The following is an 18,592-nucleotide window of genomic DNA, read 5'->3' as shown; positions in this document are numbered from 1 at the left end:
GTGCGGTGCTGCCGGGTTACGGGTGGATCTTCCCGCTGGGCAATGGCGAGGTGAACATCGGCGTCGGCGCGCTGGCCACCGTCAAACGGCCCGCCGACGTGGCGCTGCGGCCGCTGATGTCCTACTACGCCGACCTGCGCCGCGACGAATGGGGATTCGAGGGCCCGGTGCGTGCCCCGGCCAGCGCGCTGCTGCCGATGGGCGGCGCGGTCTCCGGGGTGGCCGGGCCGAATTGGATGCTGATCGGCGACGCCGCGGCCTGCGTCAACCCGCTCAACGGCGAGGGCATCGACTACGGCCTGGAGACCGGCCTGCTGGCCGCCGGCATGTTGGACTGCCCGGATCTGACCCACGCCTGGCCGGAGTTGCTGGCCGGCCGCTACGCCCGCGGGTTCTCGGTGGCGCGTCGGTTGGCGCTGCTGCTGACGTTCCCGAAGTTCCTGCCGGCCACCGGCCCGGTGGCGATGCGCTCGACGATGTTGATGCGAGTGGCGGTGCGGGTGATGGCCAATCTGGTCACCGACGACGACGCCGATCTGGTGGCGCGGGCTTGGCGCGGCGGGGGGCGGATGTCGCGGCTGATCGACCGTCGCCGCCCGTTCAGCTAGCTTTCGCCGAGCAGACACGAACGCCCCCTAAAACGCGCTGATTAGGGGGCGTTCGTGTCTGTTCGCGCGGCATCAGGGCCATTGACACATATCAGCCTGGTTGATATACCGGAGTGATGAGTGAATCATTGGATCTTCAGTTCGACGCCGCTTACCGTGGCGAATCCGAGCAAATGGGCTTGGGCGCCAAACCGCCGTGGAGCATCGGGGAACCCCAACCCGAGCTGGCCACCCTGATCGCCGAAGGCAAGTTCCACGGCGACGTCCTCGACGTCGGCTGCGGCGAGGCCGCCATCTCGCTGTATCTGGCCGAACGGGGACACACCACAGTCGGCCTCGACATGTCACCCACCGCCATCGACCTGGCCCGCGCCGAAGCCGCCAAACGCGGCCTGACCAACGCCAGCTTCGAGGTCGCCGACATCAGCGCGTTCACCGGTTATGACGGCCGGTTCGGCACCATCGTCGACAGCACGCTGTTCCACTCCATCCCGGTGGAGGCCCGCGAGGGCTACCAGCAGTCGATCGTGCGCGCCGCCGCGCCGGGGGCGTCGTACTTCGTGCTGGTCTTCGACAAGGCCGCGATCCCGGAGGGGCCGCCGTTCGCGGTGACCGAGGATGAACTGCGCGACGTGGTCTCGAAGTACTGGGTGATCGACGAGATCAAGCCGGCCCGGTTGCACGCGGTGTTCCCCGCAGACTTCCCCGGCTTCGGTGGCGTCGGACTGCGCGACGAGGCGAACGGCCGCAAATCGGCTGCGGGCTGGCTGCTCTCGGCGCACCTGGGCTGACCGGGAACACGGCCATGACCACGACGAAGCCGCCGCGCTGGCTCAAACCGGTCAACAAGGTGATGATCGGCCTGCAGAAGCTGGGCATTCCGACCGGTCCGCCGATGGTGCTGACGGTGCCGGGCCGCAAGTCCGGTCAGCCGCGCAGCACCCCGATGACGCCGTTCACCCACGACGGGCAGCTCTACACCGTGGCGGGGTTCCCGAACGCCGACTGGGCGCTCAATGCCCGGGCGGCCGGTTCGGGCACCCTGAGCCACGGCCGCAAGAGGCGGCCGGTGCGCATCGTCGAGCTGTCAGCCGAGGCGGCCCGCCCGGTGCTGCGGGCGTTTCCGGTGCAGGTGCCCGTCGGCGTCCGCTTCCTCAAACAGGCCGGCCTGGTCGAAAGCGGCACGCCCGACGAGGTCGAGGCGCTCGCCGGGCGCATCTCGGTCTTCCGGTTCGACCCGGCGACTTAACCCGCGAGCAGACGCGTAGGCCCCCAAAACGAGCGCTTTTTGGGGGCCTACGCGTCTGCTCAACCGGGCTTGATCGCCGAGTGCAGGGCGACGATGCCGCCGGTGAGGTTGCGCCAGCTCACCTGCGACCAGCCCGCCGCGCCGATCCGCTCGGCCAGCGCGGCCTGATCCGGCCAGGCACGAATCGACTCGGCCAGATAGACGTACGCCTCCGGATTCGACGACACCGCGCGCGCCACCGCCGGCAGCGCCCGCATCAGGTACTCCTTGTAGGCGGTAGCGAACACCGGGACGGTCGGGGTGGAGAACTCGCAAACCACCAGCCGCCCACCGGGTTTGGTCACCCGGGCCATCTCGCGCAGCCCCGCCACATGGTCGACGACGTTGCGCAGCCCGAAGCTGATCGTCACCGCGTCGAACACGCGATCGTCGAAGGGCAGCTTGGTGGCGTCTCCGGCGACCTTGGGCACATCGCGCTTGTGACCGGCAGCCAGCATGCCGACCGAGAAGTCCGCCGCCACGCACCATGCGCCGGATTTCGCCAGCTCGACGGTGGACACCGCGGTTCCGGCGGCCAGATCGAGCACCTTCTCCCCCGGCCGCAACCCGAGAGCTTTGCGGGTGGCCCGCCGCCAGGCGCGATCGCGGCCCAGCGACATCACGGTGTTGGTCAGGTCGTAGCGGCGCGCGACGCCGTCGAACATCGATGCCACCGCGTGGGGGTCTTTGTCCAGGCTCGCGCGGCTCACGGTGTCGACGCTACCCGGTCCGATAGGGTGGGTGGAATGCGGTCTTGGCTGGGCATATTGGCAGCACTGGTGATGTTCGGCGCGGCGTTGGCGGGTCCCGCGGCGGCAGACCCCGGCGCGCCGGGCACCGCCCTGGCCCCCGACCACTTCGGGGTGCTGGCCGGCTCGGCCGATGCCCCGGTACAGCTGGAGATCTACTGCGACCCGCAGTGCTCGGAGTGCGCGAAGTTCGAGGCAGCATCCGGCGAGGCCCTGGGCCGGCACCTGGCCGCCGGGGACGTCGCGGTGACCTACCGCTGGATGACGTTTCTGGACGCCCGCCGCGGCAACGACACCTCCGCCCGCGTCGGCAACGCGCTGATGGCAGCCGCCGATCCGGCCACCCCGGCGGCGGCCTACCAGACGTTCGTCACCGAGCTGTACCGCAAGGGCGCGACGCCGAACCTCGAGGACATCGCGACCACCGCACGGGAGGCGGGCCTGCCCGCGCACGTGGTGGATCGGATCGCGGAGGGGCAGCCGGCCGTCGAGCCGACGTCGATGAACGCCTTCAACCGGGTGCAGCTGCTGGCGGCCAACCCGGAAAGCCCGGGCACCCCAACGGTTTACGATCTTGGCACCCGAACTGTCGTCGACACCGATGACGCCGGGTGGCTGGACCGGCTGGTGCAGGAGCGCTAGCGGCGCTTCGGCTCGCAGGTGGCGAACAGTGCGTCAGCCGCCAGCCCAGCGCCGTTCGACGACGGCCAATCCCGCCAGCGCCGCGGCCCCGACCAGCAAGGCGATCACCACGATCGAGCCGGCCGGGATGATCGCCAGTACCGCGGTGCGGTGCTGCACGCGCACCAGGTCGGGGTCGGCCTTGTCGTATTCGACGTAAATGCGCATCCCGGTTGCCAATTCGGAGGGATAGAGCACCCCGAGCTCAGGGCGGTAGGTGATCCGCTCCGGGGTGACGAACTCGATGGTGGAGCGCCGGAAGCCCGCGTTGAGGACTTCGGCCTCGGCCACACCCATGTCCCGTTCGATGGCGATGTCGTTGCGCCAGGCCCCGGCCACCAACAGCAGCGACTGCAGGGTCACCACGACGACCATGATCAGCACACCAGTTCGGGCCCAGCGCAGCACCCGTCCGGCAGTGCTATCCGGCGCGACGGCACCCGTACCGTGCGTCAGTCTGCGCAGCGCCGATTTCAACGACATGCAGCGCGGCAATCTCACAGTGCGGCCTTGATCGCGGCGTGCAGTGCGCGCAGCGAGGACCGGTCCGCCTTGACCTCGAGCACCCGCATGCCGCCGGCGGGTTCGGCGAGGGCGGCGGGCAGCGCGTCGACCTCGATCTGCCGGGACTCGACGTGATAAGCGCGGCACAGCGCGCCGACGTCGACATCGTGCGGGGTGCCGAAGATCCGCGACGACACGTCGGCGAAGCGTGGGTCGCCCTGCTCGAGCAGCTCGAAGATCCCGCCGCCGTTGTCGTTGGACACCACGATGGTCAGCTGCCGCGGTGTCGGCTCGGTCGGCCCAATCAGCAGCCCGGAGCTGTCGTGCACGAAGGTCAGATCCCCGATCAATGCGATGGTGCGGCCGGGATCGGACCCGCCCTGTGCTCGTTCGAAGGCCAGCGCGGCACCGATCGCGGTGGAGACCGTGCCGTCGATGCCGGCGACCCCGCGGTTGGACCGCACGGTGACACCCTCCGGATTCAGCCCCACCAGCGCGGCGTCCCGCACCGGGTTGGAGGCGCCCAGTACCAGCTGATCACCGGGGCGCAGCGCGTCGGCGACGGCCGCGGCCACGTGCAGGCCGGTGGTGAGCGGGTGCGCCGCCAGCTGCTCGCGCACCGCGGCGTTGGTGCTGCGGTTCAGCTCCGCGCAGCGGCGCAACCAGGCGGCGTCGGGTGACCCCGAGGTGACCGCCCGGGTGCCGGTGGCCTGCGAGTTTCCCGACACGTCGGGCCAGCGCGGCCCGGTGGTCAGCGCGAACACCGGCACCGTGGGGTCGGCCAGCAGCGCCGATACCGGGCGGTGCAGGGTCGGTCGGCCGGCCATGATGACCTGCTGCGGGCGCAGCAGCGGCAACGCCAGCGGGTGCAGGGGGTTCTGCGGCACCGGCGCCGTGGGTTCGGCGACCGTGGGCAGCGCCGCCAGGTTGGGGTGCACACCGGCGCCGTGCCCGGCGATCACCACGGTGTCCGGGGTCAGGTCGATATCGAGGGGCTGATCGAAGCTGACCGGCGGGGTGTAGGTCCAGGGTCGGCCGCCCGGACGGCCCGGCGGCAACGCACCGGGGTCATCGGCTTCCGGCACCAGCGGCTCGCGCAGCGGAATGTCGAACTGCACGGGCCCGGCGTTGGCGGTGCGGGACCCGTTGGCGGCCACCAATACTCGGCACACCGCTGAGCGCCAGGTGGCATTGAGGGCGTCCATTCGCTCGGGGGCGTCCTCGGCCAAGCCCAGGCTGATGGTGGCGCGCACCTGGGTGCCGAAGTAGCCGAGCTGCTCCATGGTCTGGTTGGCGCCGGTGCCGAGCAGCTCATAGGGCCGGTTGGCGGACAGCACGATCAGCGGCACCCGCGCGTAGTTGGCCTCCACCACCGCGGGCCCCAGGTTGGCCACCGCGGTGCCGGAGGTCATCGCCACGCACACCGGCGCGCCGGCACTCACCGCCAAGCCGATCGCCAGATACCCCGCAGTGCGTTCGTCGATGCGCACGTGCAGGCGCAGCCGGCCGGCCCGGTCGGCGTCGTGCAGCGCGAACGCCAGCGGCGCGTTGCGCGAACCCGGGCACAGCACCACGTCGCGGACGCCGCCGCGAATCAGCTCGTCGACGACGATGCGGGCCTGTGCCGTCGAGGGGTTGGTCATTGGTATCAGGTTAGTCGTGTGCCGGCGGCGGAGGCGCCCAGCGGAACGGCTTGCCGTCGACCTCGGCGAGGAACTCCAGCGCGGCCTTGTTGACCGCCTCGGGTTTCTCGATGAACCCCAGGTGGCCGGCGTCGGGGATCTCCAAGTACCGCGCACCCGGAATCGCGTCGGCGACCTCGCGGCTCAGGTGCGCCGGGATGACGACGTCGTCGCCGAACCCGATCACCAGCACCGGCTGGGTGATGTTGGCGTAGGCGGGAAGCCGGTTGGTCAGCGGCGCCACATCGAGCTGACGACGCAGCCCCGGGGTGTTCTTGACCGGCCACATGGTGAACATCGCGATCCAGTCCTTGATCGCAGCGTCGTCGCTGAGAGTTTTCGGCGAAAAGCTTTCCAGCAGACGTATTTTGGCTTCGTATTCGGCAGGAAGCTCGAGGCCCGACTCGGCCCGCTTCACTTCGGCCTGGTAGAAGAAGTCCCGCGCGCAGTCATGGCGCCCGCGGGTGGCCATCAGCACCGCCGAGCGCACCAGCTCGGGCCGCGCCAGCATCAGTTCCTGGGCGATGAAGGCGCCCATCGACACCGCGACGATCCGCACCGGGGCGACGCCCAGGGTTTCGATCAGCTGGGCGGTGTCGGCCACCATGGTTTCGGTGGTGAACCCGGAGGCGTTCTCGGTGGCGCCGATACCACGGTTGTCGAAGGTGATCGGGCGGTAGCGGGCGAGCTGGAAGTCACGTACCTGGTGCAGATGCCAGCCGCGGCCCGCACCACCACGCCCTGCGATGAACAAAACCGGATCGCCATCCTGATTACGGTCGTCGTAAGCAAGGTTGGTCACGGGTTTGAAGGTACGCGACCCGCCGACGCCCTATGGTGTCAGCATCGCAACTGCGCAGCTGGGGACGGTGATGCGGAGACGGACCGCAGGGGTGGCTTGCACGCTGGTGCTGGCCTGCGCCGTGCTGGCCGGATGTTCCAGGGTGACCGGCGGCCTGGCCGTGCCGGCCGACCACAACGGGCCCCGGACGGTCGCAGCGTCGATGCTGGCGGATCTGCTGTTGGAGGCCTCCACCGTCAGCGACATCATGGGCGCCTCCGGAATGCGGGTCGAGGACTCCCGCTCGCGAATGTTCGACTCCGCCCGGCAATTTCCCGACCACGAGTGCATGCCCGCCTGGATGCCCGTCGAGCAGTCGGTCTACGCCGGCACCAATTGGACCGCCACCGTCGTCCAGACCCTGTCCGAAGCCGCTCTGGACCACTTCGTCATCCAGGCGGCGACGACGTTCGTCAACCGCGGCGATGCCCAGAACTTCTTCGACGCGACCGCCCGGCGCTGGTCGCCGTGCGGTGAGCGGTCTTTCACGACCACCAAGGACGGCTATCGCGATACGCCCTGGACGTTCGACATCGTCGCCGACATCGACTCCACGGTCTGGATGACCCAGCACCAGGACAACACCGCGGGCTGGTCGTGTCAGCGGGCGCTGCGGGTGGCCAACAACGTCGCCATCGATGTGTTGGCGTGCAAGCTCTACGTCAGTGATGAGGCGGTCACGATCGCGAACGGGATCGACGCGCGGCTGCCCAGCGTGTGAGGGTCAGAGCCTCTTGAGCTCCCGAATGATCTTGAAGAACGGTCGCTGACTGGCCAGGCCGTTGCGCAGGCTGCGCTGCAGAATGCTGACGTGTGCCACCACCAGGTAGCGCACCCCGCAGTCCCGCCATACCGCAGCCTGTTCGAGGACCTGGCCGGGGGTGCCGACGAGCATCGTGTCGCGCACCAGTTGCGGGGTGATGCCCTTGATGTGCGAGAGCGCGGTCTGCTCATCCCAGTCGTGCGGCAACAAGTCCTGTCCGCCGGTGAAGCCGACCCCCAGCGGGTGCTGCATCCCGTGCCGAGCGAAGAACTCGTCGTTTGCGTTGAGTGCCCAGCATTTCATGATTTCGGATTCCAGCGCCTCATCGATTTCCGTCGTGCTGCGGCCGGTGACAACCGGGATCCACAACGCGGGCACGATCGACTTCGGATCACGCCCCGCATCAGAGGCCGCAGCGCGAACCGCCTCCAGCCGGTTGGCATACTCCTGCGGTGCCTGCAGCGAGGCGGGGAAAAACCCGTCGCCGTAGCGGCCGACAGTGCGCAACATGCGGGGACCGTGCGCGGCGATCCAGATCGGCGGCCACTTACCGCGGTAGGGCGGCAGGTCGAAGAGCGCATTACGCAACGGGAAGTACGGTGAATCTCGGTTGACCAGTTCGCCTTTGGAGTTCCACAACGCGCGGATCGTCGCGACCGCCTCCTCGAACCGGGCGACCGGCTTGGACCACTCCACCCCGTAGGGCTCGTTGCCTTCCCGCTCGCCGGTGCCGATGCCCAGAATGGCCCGACCGCGGGTGAGCAGGTGCAGTGTCGCGGCGGCCTGCGCGGTGACCGCCGGATTGCGCCGGCCCGTGTCGGTCACCGAGGTGCCGAGCCGTAGGCGGCCGATCCGGTTGCGGGCGGCGATATGCCCGAGCATGGTCCATGGTTCCAAGTAGGCATCCGCGGACGGCAGGATCTTGGCCCCGCCGCAATACTTCGGCTGCCAGAGCGTCCGAGGGAAGAGCGCGTTGAGGTGGTCGGGCACCCAGAACGAGTCGACCCGGCTGGCCACCGCGCTGAAATAGGTGACCCTGGTGAGAGTGTCGGCCGATGGGCGGCCGGCGATGACCGCATCCATCATGCCCACGCGGAATCCAGACATGTGCGCAGTGTGCGCCGACAGCGTCGGCCCGCCTAGGGTAGGCGCCTACCCTAAAAGCCGGTAACAGGCCGTGATTCGCTCGATCCACCAGTCGCGCCGTGCAGGTCCGGCGGCCAGGGCGTGCAGTCGGGCCGGATCCGGGATGATGGTCTGCACCGGTAGGTAGCCGTCTGTTGGTGGCGGCGTTTCGGCGATGTCGTCGATGAACAGCGATCCGGTGCCCAGCCCGCAGGCGTACCGCAGGTCCGGCAGTGCGGCCGCGGCGCGCAGGCCCGCGCCAATACCGACCGCGGAGTCGATCGCACTGGAGATCACCACCGGGATGCCGATCTGGTCGGCGATGGTTAGTAGCTTTGAAATGCCGCCCAGTGGTGCGACTTTGAGCACCGCGATGTCGGCGGCCCCCGCTTTGGTGACGGCCAGCGGGTCCTCGGCTTTCCTGATGCTCTCGTCGGCGGCCACCGCGGTGTCGATGCGGCGGCGCAGCTCGGTGAGTTCGGCGACGGTGGTGCAGGGCTGTTCCAGATATTCCAGCGGCCCCAGCGCCTTTGCGGCTTGCGCTGCTTGGTCCACGGTCCAGCCGCCGTTGGCGTCGACCCGCACGGTGGGCACAAGGGCGCGGACGGCCTCGACGCGGGCGACGTCGTCGGCCAGGGTCTGGCCGGGCTCGGCGACCTTGACCTTGGCGGTTTTCGCGCCGGGGAATCGTGCCAGCACTTCGGGGACTTGACCGGCGTCGACGGCGGGGACGGTCGCGTTGATCGGGATACTGTCCCGAAGGGGTTGCGGCAGCCGGTGGTAAGCGCATTCGAGCGCCGACGCCAACCAGTGCGCCGCCTCGGGGGGTTCGTATTCGGGGAAAGCGCCGAACTCTCCCCAGCCGGCCGGGCCGTCGATCAGGGCCAGTTCGCGAACGGTGATGCCGCGGAATCTGACGCGCATCGGCAACGCCACGACGTGCAGGCGGTCGAGGATGTCGTCAAGGGGCGGCATCGATCTATCGTGCCGGTCCGGTGGTGCGTGCGCCAGGTGGAAGTGGGCTCGGCCGGCAAATCGGTCAGCCCATGTCGTCATGGAGTGTGTTCGGAAGGCGCTGGCGGCGCTGGTGGTCGACCATTGATCAGACCGTCATTGTCGACATCGATCCCGAACGTCTGTTCCACAAATGTGATCGCGTCTTGGATCGGCGACGGTGCCGGTTCCTCCACAGGCGCCGGCGGCGGCGGAGCCGCATCAGGCGACGCAACCGGCACGGGGCCCGATTCGGCGATCGGCTCGGTCATCTTTCGGAGTTGCGCCTCACCAGGTTCAGCGAATTGTGGTTCGACCTTCCTCGGCGCCGAAACCGTTGGCACGGCCGCCGATTCCTCTTCCACCGCCGAAAACGGCGGCGTTCCAGCGGAAGATGGCGGCAGCGGAGCCTGGCGGCTCTGCTGGGTCTCGATGCCGGCAGCACCGACACTCGCCTGCGCCGGCGGTTCGGCCCCGAACAGAGCCCCGCGCACCAGCGCTATCGTCATCGCTGCCACCAACAACGTCACCGCCACGGCGGCTACCAACAGCGCATCGGCGCGGTGGAGCCGTTGTCGCATAGGAACAGTCGGCTCGTCGACGACTACGTCACCGCCGAGGGCTGCGTTTCCGGCCGCGAGCGCCGCCCCGCGGGCCAACCCCAGCTCGGCATCGATCAGCGCAATCATTCGCGGCGCGAGAGCGCGCTCAAGCCGCTCCGGGAAGCCTTCGGCCACGAGGCCATGCGGGACCATCACGAACACAGCACCCGGTACCCAGTCGGCGACGAGTTGGTCCAGCGATACCAACGCCGCGTCGTCGTCGTGGTGCTCGGAGACAGCGGTATGGTGCGCGCCGTCTCGGTCATCGGCCAGCACCGCGATGGTTTGGTCCTCGGCGATCAGGCTGACGGTCGCGCGCTGAGATCGTCTGCTCGAGGCGACCACCTCGGCCAGCGCCGCCACAGCATCGGCCGGCTCGAACATCACGATCTCTGCAATGTCCGAATCTGCTAACAGCCCTGCCGAGTCCAACGCATACTGCTCGGCGTCCGTCGTGCTGGTCAGCCCAGCCGCCTGCACCGCGTAGCCGCGGCTCGCTGCGGTGCGCACAGCCTGCGCGACAGCGGCCACAACGACATCCAGTCCTCCCGCAGACACCGCGACCGCGTCGCGGATCACCGTCCGCGCATCAGCCCCGACCCCTTCGAGAACGACCACGCCCGCGCGCGTCGCAGACAGCGATATCCCCAGTACAGCGCCCACCGACATCCCCCCGGCACTACCGCCTAAACCCCCCGGATTAGGCTACCCTCGCCTAACTCTAGCGGGACCGCCTTGCTCTTGGCCGCCGGGCAGTCGCTGACCGGAAGACACAGCCCCGAGTCGGGGACCGACCACGTCGGCCGCAGTTGCTTGCCCGTGGGTCCGAACCGCACCGCCGGTATCACGACGTAGCCCACCTGCGCGAGGCGCTGTGCCACGTCGATCAGCTCGACGGACAACTACCTCACCGGTGCCGATGGCGCGCCACCCAGCTTGAAAACCCGCGCGGCATTGCCGTGCAGATAGTCCGCCCGCGCCTCGTCATCGAGCCCGAGAACATCTAGACCATCCAGCGCGTGATCGTGCATAATCATCGGATAGTTGGTGCCGAACAACACTTTTCGCTGCCCGGTCCGGGTTTTCATGAACCTGATCAGCTCGTCGGGCAGCCGCTTGGTGGTGTAGGCCGAGGTGTCGATGTAGACGTTCTCGTGCTTGCGGGCGACGGCGACCATCTCCTCGGTCCAGGGGTAGCCGACGTGCCCGCCCACGATGACCAGTTCGGGAAAGTCCAGGGCCACTTGGTCGATGTAGGGAATCGGACGACCGGTCTCCGACGGTCGCAGCGGGCCGGTGTGGCCGACCTGGGTGCAGAACGGGACGCCGAGGTCGACGCATGCGGCGAACAGCGGATAGTAGCACCGGTCGGTGGGCGGCGCATTCCACAGCCAGGGCACCACCCGCAGTCCGACGAACCCGTCATTAATCCGGCGGCGCAGCTCGCGGACGGCCTCCATCGGGCGATCCAGGTCGACGGTCGCCAGTCCGGCGAACCGGCTCGGGTGCGCCCGGACCCATTCGGCGACTTCGTCGTTGGAGACCAGATCCATCCCGTTGGGTCCGCGCCATGCGCTCAGCAGACCGAAATCCACACCCGCGCGCTCCATCGCGGACACGGTGGCCTCGATGGGAATCTCCTCGTCGGGCATTGCCCCACCGGTCCAGCGCCGCAGGGACGCCAACATGTCGTCAGCCAGGAAACGGCGGGTCGGGTGCTGCATCCACACGTCGATCGTCATCGTCGTTACCGTAGTCAGTTGGTCAGGCGGTGGCGGCCACTCCCGCAACCAAGAGGTCGAGTAGGCGGCCGGTCTGCTCGGTTGAGGCGCTGGTCAAAAAGATGCCGACCAGGCTGGAGACCACATCGTCGGCCCGCACGTCGGCGCGCAGGCTGCCGTCGTCGGCGCCGGCGCGCAGCAGCAGGTCGACCGCGCCGACGATGCTCTCGCGGGTGTCGTTGGGCGTCATGGCGCCGGATTCGACGATGGCGCGCAAGGATTCGGCCATGCCGCGCTTGGCCGCGACGAAGACGGCGTAGCGATCCATCCAGCGTCGCAGCGCAACCTTGGGCGGGTGGCGGGTGAGCAATTGTCCGGCGACGGCCGCGACGTCACCCAACTCGGCGCGGTAGACGGCCTCGACGAGCGCCTCGCGGCTGGGAAAGTGGCGGTAGAGGGTGCCGATCCCCACCCCGGCCTCGCGGGCGATCGACTCCAGCGGCACTGGGCTCCCGTTCGAGCCACCGAATGCCGCGGCGGCGGCGGCCAGCAGCCGCTCCCGGTTGCGGCGCGCATCGGCGCGACATTTCCCGACCAAAGCGGAGGAACCTCCGTTTCTGCTACGCTGACGAAGCGGAGGACCCTCCGCATATAGCCAGTGTCTCACTTCCCGCCAACAGGAGCACCATGACAGAGCAACTCCCGCCCGGTGGCCCCGGCCGAATCGGCACGCGCCAGGTAGCCCGCGTCGGCTACGGCGCCATGCAGCTCGACGAGAGGATCACCGCCGACGACGCCGTGGCGGTCCTGCGCCGCGCGCTGGAACTCGGCGTCAATCACATCGACACCGCGTCGTTCTACGCCGGCGGCGAGGTCAACCACCGCATCCGCAAGGCGCTTGCGCCCTACCGCGACGAGCTCGTCATCGTCAGCAAGGTCGGCGCCGCCTATACCGGTGTCGGTCCGGTCCCGCTGACCGCCGCCCAGAAACCGGCCGAGTTGCGCGCCGCCGTCGAAAACGACCTGCACCAACTGGGTTTGGACACCGTGCCGGTGGTCAACCTGCGGCGCTACGACCTCGGCCCCGCCCCCATCCCGGAGGGCGACCAGAACGTCGGCCTCGACGATCAGCTGGCCGAGATGATCGCACTGCGCGACGAGGGCAAGATCGCCGCGATCGGCATCAGCAGCGTGGGCCTGGACGTGGTGCAGCGGGCCCTGCCGGCCGGGATCGTCTGCGTGCAGAACGCCTACAGCCTGCTCGACCGCTCGCAGGAAGAGGCGCTCGACTTCTGCGCCGACGAAGGCATCGCCTGGGTGCCCTATTTCCCGCTCGGCTCGGCGTTCCCCGGTTTCCCCAAAGTCACCGACAATGCCGTCGTCCGTGAGATCGCCGGCGAACTCGGCGCCACACCGGCCCAGATCGGTCTGGCCTGGCTGCTGACCACCTCGGCGAACACCTTGCTGATTCCCGGTACCGGATCGATCGCGCACCTGGAGGAGAACATGCAGGTGGCCGACATCGTGTTGAGCGACGACGCCATCGCCCGCCTGGATGCGATCACCGCACCGGGGCAGGGACCGGACTACGCCGCGAGCGTGCGCGAAGCGTTCCGGGAAGCCACCGCGACCTGACCGCGGAGCCCCGGTACGGTCGCAGGCGTGAGCAGCAACCCGTTCGATGAGAGCATTTGGCGGCCGGTGGACGGCTTCGCCAACCTGACCGACATCACCTACCACCGCCACGTCACCGACGCGACGGTGCGGGTCGCGTTCAACCGCCCCGAGGTGCGCAACGCATTTCGCCCGCACACCGTCGACGAGCTGTATCAGGCGCTCGATCACGCCCGGATGTCCTCGGACGTCGGCGTGGTGCTGCTGACCGGCAACGGGCCCTCCCCCAAAGACGGCGGCTGGGCGTTCTGCTCCGGCGGAGACCAGCGCATCCGCGGCCGCAGCGGCTACCAGTACGCGTCCGGCGAGACGGCGGACACCGTGGATGCCGCCCGAGCCGGTCGACTGCACATTCTGGAGGTTCAGCGGCTGATCCGGTTCATGCCCAAGCCGGTGATCTGCCTGGTCAACGGCTGGGCGGCCGGCGGCGGGCACAGCCTGCACGTGGTGTGCGATTTGACCTTGGCCAGCCGCGAGCACGCGAAGTTCAAGCAGACCGACGCCGACGTCGGCAGCTTCGACGGCGGCTACGGCAGCGCGTACTTGGCCCGACAGGTGGGCCAGAAGTTCGCCCGCGAGGTCTTCTTCCTGGGGCGGGCCTATACCGCCGAGCAGATGCACCACATGGGTGCGGTCAACGAGGTCGTCGACCACGCCGACCTGGAAGCCACCGGTGTGCAGTGGGCCAAGGAGATCAACGGCAAATCCCCTCAGGCGCAACGGATGTTGAAGTTCGCCTTCAATCTGCTCGACGACGGGCTGGTGGGCCAGCAGCTGTTCGCCGGCGAGGCCACCCGGCTGGCCTACATGACCGATGAGGCCGTCGAGGGCCGCGATGCGTTCCTGGAGAAGCGCGACCCCGACTGGAGCGCCTTCCCGCGCTACTTCTGAGCGGACGCTTCGCCCGCATAGAGTGGCTATCCATGAGCAAGAGCCCGTTACGCCGCCTGACCGATCAGCTCACGCTCGCGACCATGCGTCCCCCGGTCGCCGCACAACTGATGCACCGGCCCGGCGCCAAGCTGATCGACCTGACCGGCAAGCGGGTGCTGGTGACCGGCGCGTCGTCGGGCATCGGCGAGGCCGGCGCCGAACAGTTCGGTAAAGCGGGGGCCACCGTGATCGCGGTGGCCCGGCGCCAAGAGAACCTGGAGGCGCTCGTCCAGCGGATCACCGACGCCGGCGGCACGGCCCACGCCATCGCATGCGACCTGTCGGACCTGGATGCCGTCGACGGCCTGGTCAAGGACGTCGACGAGCGGTTCGCCGGGGTGGACATCCTGGTCAACAACGCCGGACGCTCCATCCGCCGTCCGCTGGCCGAATCCCTGGACCGCTGGCACGACGTCGAACGGACCATGCAGCTCAACTACTACTCGCCGCTGCGGCTGATCCGCGGGTTCGCCCCCGGGATGCGCGAGCGCGGCGACGGCCACATCATCAACGTCGCCACCTGGGGCGTCTTCACCGACTCCTCCCCACTGTTCGGGGTGTACAACGCCTCCAAGTCGGCGCTGAGCGCGGTGAGCCGGGTTATCGACAGCGAGTGGGCCCGCTACGGCGTGCAGTCCACCACGCTGTACTACCCGCTGGTGAAGACCCCGATGATCGCGCCCACCGCGGCGTTCCAGGGCAAGCCCGGACTCACCGCTGAAGAGGCCGGCGCGTGGATGATCGACGCGGCCAGATATCGCCCGATCCGCATCGCGCCGCGGCTCGCGCTGGCGTTCCGCGCACTGGACAACCTCAACGCCGGTTGGGCCACCGCCATCGTCAAGCGGAACCGGATCGAGCCAGTCGAGGGCTGATGGAAATTCTGGCCAGCCGGGTGTTGCTCCGGCCCACCGACTACCAGCGCTCGCTGCGCTTCTACCGCGACGAGATCGGGCTGGCGATCGCCCGCGACTACGGCGCCGGCATGGTCTTCTACGCCGGGCAGTCGCTGATCGAACTGGCCGGCCACGGCAACCCCGAGCGCCCGGAAGCGCCGTTTCCGGGAGCACTGTGGCTGCAGGTGCGCGACGTCGCCGCCACCCAGTCCGAGCTGGAGGGCCGCGGCGTCCCGATCGCCCGAACCGCCCGCCGCGAACCGTGGGGACTGCACGAGATGCATGTCACTGATCCCGACGGCACCACCCTGATCTTCGTGGAGGTTCCCGCCGATCACCCGCTGCGCCGAGACACCCGCCAGGACAAACGCGCGAAAGGTTAACAGCAGGCGAATACTTCGGAACGTCTCGAAGTACACCGGCATTTCGGGCGGGTGATCGTTAGACAACAGCACCGTCGGTCGCCAGAATTGGCGCTGTGATGCTCTCGTGAGCCTTGATCTGTTCCTTTTGATCATCGTGGTGGTCACGGCGCTCGCCTTCGACTTCACCAACGGCTTCCACGACACCGGCAATGCGATGGCGACGTCGATCGCCAGCGGTGCGCTCAAGCCCAAGGCTGCGGTCACCATGTCGGCGTGCCTGAACCTGCTCGGGGCCTTTCTGTCGACCGCCGTCGCGGCGACGATCGCCAAGGGTCTGGTGGACGCCCACCTGGTGAGCCTGGAGCTGGTCTTCGCCGGACTGGTCGGCGGCATCGTCTGGAACCTGTTGACCTGGCTGCTCGGTATCCCGTCCAGTTCCTCGCACGCGCTGATCGGCGGGATCGTGGGGGCGATGATCGCCGCCGTCGGCGGGCACGGCGTGATCTGGAGCGGCGTGGTCTCCAAGGTGCTGGTTCCGGCGGTGGTGGCCACCGTGATCGCCACCTTGATCGCCTCCGTCGGCACCTGGCTGGTCTACCGCATCACCCGCAACGTCGACGAGAAGCATTCCGAAAAGGTGTTCCAGCGCGGCCAGATCGGCTCGGCCGCGCTGGTGTCTCTGGCGCACGGCACCAACGACGCGCAGAAGACCATGGGCGTGATCTTCCTGGCGTTGATGTCCTACGGCGCGGTGAGTACGTCGGCGACGCTGCCGCCGCTGTGGGTGATCGTCAGTTGCGCGCTCGCGATGGCGGCCGGCACCTACACCGGCGGCTGGCGCATCATCCGCACCCTGGGCAAGGGCCTGGTCGAGATCAAACCCCCGCAAGGCATGGCCGCCGAATCGGCCGCCGCCGCGGTCATCTTGCTCTCCAGCCACTTCGGCTACTCGCTGTCCACCACGCAGGTGGCCACCGGGTCGGTGCTGGGCAGCGGTGTCGGCAAGCCGGGTGCCCAGGTGCGCTGGAGCGTCGCCGGCCGGATGGCGTCAGCCTGGCTGGTCACGCTGCCGATGGCCGGCGCGGTCGGCTCCGGCGCCTACGGGCTGGTCCACGGGATCGGGGGCTTCCCCGGGATCATCATCGGCGTAGCACTGCTGATCACCGCCATCTTGGCGATCTGGCTGCGGTCGCGCCGGTCGCGCATCGACCACAACAACGTCAACGCCGAGTGGGACGGCAGCCTGACCGGCGGCCTGGCCGACCTGGACAGTCACGTGCCGGTACCGGCGCAGAGCCCGCTGGTCGAGCAGGCCCTCCGGACGGCGTTCGACGCCGCCCCCCAGGTGCCGCAGCTGACCGTCGTCACCGACGACGAACCCACGGCGCGCGAAGTCGTCCGGTCATGAGCGAGTGGTTCAACTACAGCGCGACCCTGAAAATCTTGGTGTTCGGGCTGCTGGTCGGCGGGGCACTACCGGCGCTGTTCGCGGTCGGGGTGCGGGTCAACGCCGTCGGCAGCAGTCACACCGCTGAGGGCACCGCAAGCGCAAAGCGGCCGGCGCTGATCGCACTCAGCTGGGCGATTTTCCTGCTGGTGCTGGCCGTGGTGGTCATCGGGGTGCTGTTCATCGCCCGCGACTTCCTGGGGCATCACTTCGGCTGGTACCTGCTCGGGGCAAAACCGGCATAGCCCAGGTCGTGCGGCTGGGACGAACGTCTTCGGACTCGATTCGACGTAATATCGGTCCGGACATGCCGGGTGTCAGCGCGGGGAAGTCGGGTATGAACAAATTTCTCACCTCGATCGTTGCCTGGCTGCGCGCCGGATATCCCGACGGTGTCCCGCAGACCGACTACATCCCGTTGTTGGCGCTGTTGTCGCGGCGCCTGACCAACGACGAGGTCAAGGCCGTCGCCGGAGAACTGATCGGTCGCGGCGAATTCGACCATGTCGACATCGGCGTGCTGATCGCCCGTCTCACCAACGAACTGCCCTCCCCCGAGGACATCGACCGGGTGCGGGAACGGTTGGCCGCCAAGGGCTGGCTGCTCGACGACGCCCCCACCGGCGGAGCAACGCCATAGCCGGCCTGCGTGCACTGGTCGTCCCCTCCGACGGTGCGGTGTCGACGCTGCTGCCCGCGCTGCAGGCTGTCCTGGACGGCCGCGACGCCGCACTGACGCCGGTTGCCTCCGAGGGCGACCCCTCGGTTCTGGCGGCACTGCGGGTGGGGGAACCGGTCGATGACGATGTCGCGCTGGTGGTGACGACGTCGGGAACCACCGGAACGCCCAAGGGGGCGCTGCTGACCGGTGCGGCGCTGCTGGCCAGTGCGGCCGCCACCCAGGACCGGCTGGGCGGTCCGGGCCGCTGGCTGCTGGCGTTGCCGCCGCACCACATCGCCGGAATCCAGGTCATGGTGCGCAGCCTGCTGGCCGGCACCACCCCGGTACAGCTGGACGTGGCAACGGGTTTCGATATCGAGCAACTGCCGGCGGCCGTCGCGGCACTCGGGTCCGGGCGGCGCTATACCTCGCTGGTGGCCACTCAACTTGCCAAGGCGCTTCAGGCTCCCGCTGCAACGGCGGCGTTGGCCGAACTGGATGCGGTCCTGCTGGGCGGGGGGCCGGCGCCGCAACCGGTGCTGGACGCCGCCGCTGGTGCGGGCGTGCGCATGGTGCGCACCTATGGCATGAGCGAGACCGCCGGCGGCTGCATCTACGACGGTGTGCCACTGTCGGGGGTTCGGGTGCGGATCGGCTCAGACGGGCGGATCGCGATCGGCGGCTCGACGCTGGCCCGCGGTTACCGCAATCGCGTCGACCCCGACCCGTTCGCCGAACCGGGCTGGTTTCACACTAATGACGTTGGGGCCCTTGATGAATCGGGACGACTGCGCGTGCTGGGGCGGGCCGATGATGCGATCAGCACCGGGGGGTTGACCGTGCTACCCGGACCGGTGGAAGCGGTGTTGTCGACCCATCCGGCGGTGGCGGACTGCGCGGTATTCGGGATCGCCGACGATCGGCTGGGCCAGCGAGTGGTGGCCGCGGTGGTGGTGGCCGGTGTCACGCCGCCGACCCTGGAGGAGTTGCGTGCTCACGTCGCGGCATCACTGGACGCCACGGCCGCCCCGCGCGAGTTGCACGTCGTGGCCGAGTTGC

General features: G+C 68.9%; 21 protein-coding genes and 1 pseudogene. 13 read left to right on the top strand and 9 right to left on the bottom strand.

Features of this window, described 5'->3' with window-relative positions; translation table 11 throughout:
* The 3 genes and pseudogenes from A5648_RS12890 to A5648_RS12880 form a co-directional block, all read left to right on the top strand.
* A pseudogene (locus tag A5648_RS12890) lies at window positions 1-608 on the top strand (FAD-linked oxidoreductase); the annotation flags it as partial.
* 116 nt (window positions 609-724) lie between these two features.
* Window positions 725-1,399 carry a class I SAM-dependent methyltransferase gene (locus A5648_RS12885; RefSeq protein ID WP_065024926.1) on the top strand — a complete coding sequence of 225 codons (675 nt, stop codon included), beginning with the start codon at window positions 725-727 and terminating at the stop codon, window positions 1,397-1,399.
* A gap of 14 nt (window positions 1,400-1,413) precedes the next feature.
* Window positions 1,414-1,857, top strand: a complete 444-nt coding sequence (locus A5648_RS12880; RefSeq protein WP_065024925.1) for a nitroreductase family deazaflavin-dependent oxidoreductase — start codon at window positions 1,414-1,416, stop codon at window positions 1,855-1,857.
* 59 nt (window positions 1,858-1,916) lie between these two features.
* Here A5648_RS12880 and A5648_RS12875 read toward each other — a convergent pair whose 3' ends face one another.
* On the bottom strand, window positions 1,917-2,606 hold the full coding sequence (locus tag A5648_RS12875) for a demethylmenaquinone methyltransferase (protein WP_065024924.1): 690 nt from the start codon (window positions 2,604-2,606) through the stop codon (window positions 1,917-1,919).
* Between the two features lie 36 nt (window positions 2,607-2,642).
* Here A5648_RS12875 and A5648_RS12870 point away from each other — a divergent pair, with 36 nt between their 5' ends.
* The gene (locus tag A5648_RS12870) at window positions 2,643-3,287 is read left to right on the top strand and encodes a DsbA family protein (protein WP_065024923.1); all 645 of its coding nucleotides are present in this window, start codon (window positions 2,643-2,645) and stop codon (window positions 3,285-3,287) included.
* A 33-nt stretch (window positions 3,288-3,320) separates the two neighbouring features.
* Here the strand turns inward: A5648_RS12870 and A5648_RS12865 are convergent, their stop codons facing one another.
* The 3 genes from A5648_RS12865 to A5648_RS12855 are packed head-to-tail and all read right to left on the bottom strand — an operon-like array spanning window position 3,321 to window position 6,314.
* Window positions 3,321-3,809, bottom strand: coding sequence for a DUF3592 domain-containing protein (locus A5648_RS12865; RefSeq protein WP_065024922.1), 489 nt, complete (start codon window positions 3,807-3,809; stop codon window positions 3,321-3,323).
* 14 nt (window positions 3,810-3,823) lie between these two features.
* Window positions 3,824-5,473 carry a 2-succinyl-5-enolpyruvyl-6-hydroxy-3-cyclohexene-1-carboxylic-acid synthase gene (gene menD, locus A5648_RS12860; RefSeq protein ID WP_065024921.1) on the bottom strand — a complete coding sequence of 550 codons (1,650 nt, stop codon included), beginning with the start codon at window positions 5,471-5,473 and terminating at the stop codon, window positions 3,824-3,826.
* Window positions 5,474-5,483: 10 nt separating this feature from the next.
* A complete protein-coding gene (locus A5648_RS12855) occupies window positions 5,484-6,314 on the bottom strand; it encodes an alpha/beta fold hydrolase (RefSeq protein WP_065024920.1) in 831 nt (276 codons plus the stop codon).
* Window positions 6,315-6,405: 91 nt separating this feature from the next.
* Here A5648_RS12855 and A5648_RS12850 point away from each other — a divergent pair, with 91 nt between their 5' ends.
* Entirely contained in the window at window positions 6,406-7,074 is a 669-nt protein-coding gene (locus A5648_RS12850) for a sensor domain-containing protein (RefSeq protein WP_207511690.1), read from the top strand.
* A gap of 3 nt (window positions 7,075-7,077) precedes the next feature.
* Here the strand turns inward: A5648_RS12850 and A5648_RS12845 are convergent, their stop codons facing one another.
* The 5 genes from A5648_RS12845 to A5648_RS12820 form a co-directional block, all read right to left on the bottom strand.
* On the bottom strand, window positions 7,078-8,223 hold the full coding sequence (locus A5648_RS12845; RefSeq protein WP_065024919.1) for an LLM class flavin-dependent oxidoreductase: 1,146 nt from the start codon (window positions 8,221-8,223) through the stop codon (window positions 7,078-7,080).
* A gap of 45 nt (window positions 8,224-8,268) precedes the next feature.
* Window positions 8,269-9,216: an o-succinylbenzoate synthase gene (locus A5648_RS12840; protein WP_065024918.1), complete on the bottom strand. Its 948-nt coding sequence runs from the start codon at window positions 9,214-9,216 to the stop codon at window positions 8,269-8,271.
* A gap of 77 nt (window positions 9,217-9,293) precedes the next feature.
* A complete protein-coding gene (locus A5648_RS12835; protein WP_131810564.1) occupies window positions 9,294-10,346 on the bottom strand; it encodes a hypothetical protein in 1,053 nt (350 codons plus the stop codon).
* A gap of 392 nt (window positions 10,347-10,738) precedes the next feature.
* A complete protein-coding gene (locus A5648_RS12825; protein WP_065024915.1) occupies window positions 10,739-11,578 on the bottom strand; it encodes an amidohydrolase family protein in 840 nt (279 codons plus the stop codon).
* A 22-nt stretch (window positions 11,579-11,600) separates the two neighbouring features.
* Complete coding sequence (locus tag A5648_RS12820) at window positions 11,601-12,155, bottom strand: TetR/AcrR family transcriptional regulator (protein WP_065024914.1); 555 nt, start codon at window positions 12,153-12,155, stop codon at window positions 11,601-11,603.
* Window positions 12,156-12,244: 89 nt separating this feature from the next.
* Between A5648_RS12820 and A5648_RS12815 the strand changes: the two genes are divergently transcribed.
* From A5648_RS12815 to menE, 8 genes are all read left to right on the top strand, one after another.
* Window positions 12,245-13,192, top strand: a complete 948-nt coding sequence (locus tag A5648_RS12815) for an aldo/keto reductase (RefSeq protein WP_065024913.1) — start codon at window positions 12,245-12,247, stop codon at window positions 13,190-13,192.
* A 27-nt stretch (window positions 13,193-13,219) separates the two neighbouring features.
* Window positions 13,220-14,122, top strand: a complete 903-nt coding sequence (locus tag A5648_RS12810; protein WP_065024912.1) for a 1,4-dihydroxy-2-naphthoyl-CoA synthase — start codon at window positions 13,220-13,222, stop codon at window positions 14,120-14,122.
* 32 nt (window positions 14,123-14,154) lie between these two features.
* Window positions 14,155-15,039, top strand: coding sequence for an SDR family oxidoreductase (locus tag A5648_RS12805; protein WP_065024911.1), 885 nt, complete (start codon window positions 14,155-14,157; stop codon window positions 15,037-15,039).
* On the top strand, window positions 15,039-15,443 hold the full coding sequence (locus A5648_RS12800) for a VOC family protein (protein WP_065024910.1): 405 nt from the start codon (window positions 15,039-15,041) through the stop codon (window positions 15,441-15,443). The genes A5648_RS12805 and A5648_RS12800 overlap by 1 nt, the downstream gene beginning before the upstream one ends.
* 106 nt (window positions 15,444-15,549) lie before the next feature.
* Window positions 15,550-16,833 carry an inorganic phosphate transporter gene (locus A5648_RS12795; RefSeq protein WP_065024909.1) on the top strand — a complete coding sequence of 428 codons (1,284 nt, stop codon included), beginning with the start codon at window positions 15,550-15,552 and terminating at the stop codon, window positions 16,831-16,833.
* Entirely contained in the window at window positions 16,830-17,117 is a 288-nt protein-coding gene (locus A5648_RS12790; RefSeq protein WP_065024908.1) for a hypothetical protein, read from the top strand. Before A5648_RS12795 ends, A5648_RS12790 begins: the two co-directional genes overlap by 4 nt.
* A gap of 92 nt (window positions 17,118-17,209) precedes the next feature.
* Window positions 17,210-17,512 carry a DUF3349 domain-containing protein gene (locus tag A5648_RS12785; protein ID WP_065024927.1) on the top strand — a complete coding sequence of 101 codons (303 nt, stop codon included), beginning with the start codon at window positions 17,210-17,212 and terminating at the stop codon, window positions 17,510-17,512.
* Between the two features lie 38 nt (window positions 17,513-17,550).
* Window positions 17,551-18,592, top strand: a 1,042-nt coding sequence (gene menE, locus A5648_RS12780; RefSeq protein ID WP_065024907.1) for an o-succinylbenzoate--CoA ligase, incomplete at its 3' end; no start/stop codon positions are given.

Source organism: Mycolicibacter sinensis, from assembly GCF_001673565.1.
GTDB lineage: Bacteria > Actinomycetota > Actinomycetes > Mycobacteriales > Mycobacteriaceae > Mycobacterium > Mycobacterium sinense_C.
The sequence above is the reverse complement of the archived record's forward strand: the minus strand, read 5'-3'. Positions and strand labels throughout refer to the sequence as shown.

What these genes read in the sequence shown, in the direction of transcription:
- A5648_RS12870 (WP_065024923.1), top strand. Translation starts at nt 2,643, where the DNA reads ATGCGGTCTTGGCTGGGCATATTGGCAGCACTGGTGATGTTCGGCGCG.
- A5648_RS12790 (WP_065024908.1), top strand. Translation starts at nt 16,830, where the DNA reads ATGAGCGAGTGGTTCAACTACAGCGCGACCCTGAAAATCTTGGTGTTC.
- A5648_RS12800 (WP_065024910.1), top strand. Translation starts at nt 15,039, where the DNA reads ATGGAAATTCTGGCCAGCCGGGTGTTGCTCCGGCCCACCGACTACCAG.
- A5648_RS12785 (WP_065024927.1), top strand. Translation starts at nt 17,210, where the DNA reads ATGAACAAATTTCTCACCTCGATCGTTGCCTGGCTGCGCGCCGGATAT.
- A5648_RS12885 (WP_065024926.1), top strand. Translation starts at nt 725, where the DNA reads ATGAGTGAATCATTGGATCTTCAGTTCGACGCCGCTTACCGTGGCGAA.
- A5648_RS12825 (WP_065024915.1), bottom strand. Translation starts at nt 11,578, where the DNA reads ATGACGATCGACGTGTGGATGCAGCACCCGACCCGCCGTTTCCTGGCT.
- menD (WP_065024921.1), bottom strand. Translation starts at nt 5,473, where the DNA reads ATGACCAACCCCTCGACGGCACAGGCCCGCATCGTCGTCGACGAGCTG.
- A5648_RS12805 (WP_065024911.1), top strand. Translation starts at nt 14,155, where the DNA reads ATGAGCAAGAGCCCGTTACGCCGCCTGACCGATCAGCTCACGCTCGCG.
- A5648_RS12880 (WP_065024925.1), top strand. Translation starts at nt 1,414, where the DNA reads ATGACCACGACGAAGCCGCCGCGCTGGCTCAAACCGGTCAACAAGGTG.
- A5648_RS12815 (WP_065024913.1), top strand. Translation starts at nt 12,245, where the DNA reads ATGACAGAGCAACTCCCGCCCGGTGGCCCCGGCCGAATCGGCACGCGC.
- A5648_RS12865 (WP_065024922.1), bottom strand. Translation starts at nt 3,809, where the DNA reads ATGTCGTTGAAATCGGCGCTGCGCAGACTGACGCACGGTACGGGTGCC.
- A5648_RS12845 (WP_065024919.1), bottom strand. Translation starts at nt 8,223, where the DNA reads ATGTCTGGATTCCGCGTGGGCATGATGGATGCGGTCATCGCCGGCCGC.
- A5648_RS12840 (WP_065024918.1), bottom strand. Translation starts at nt 9,216, where the DNA reads ATGCCGCCCCTTGACGACATCCTCGACCGCCTGCACGTCGTGGCGTTG.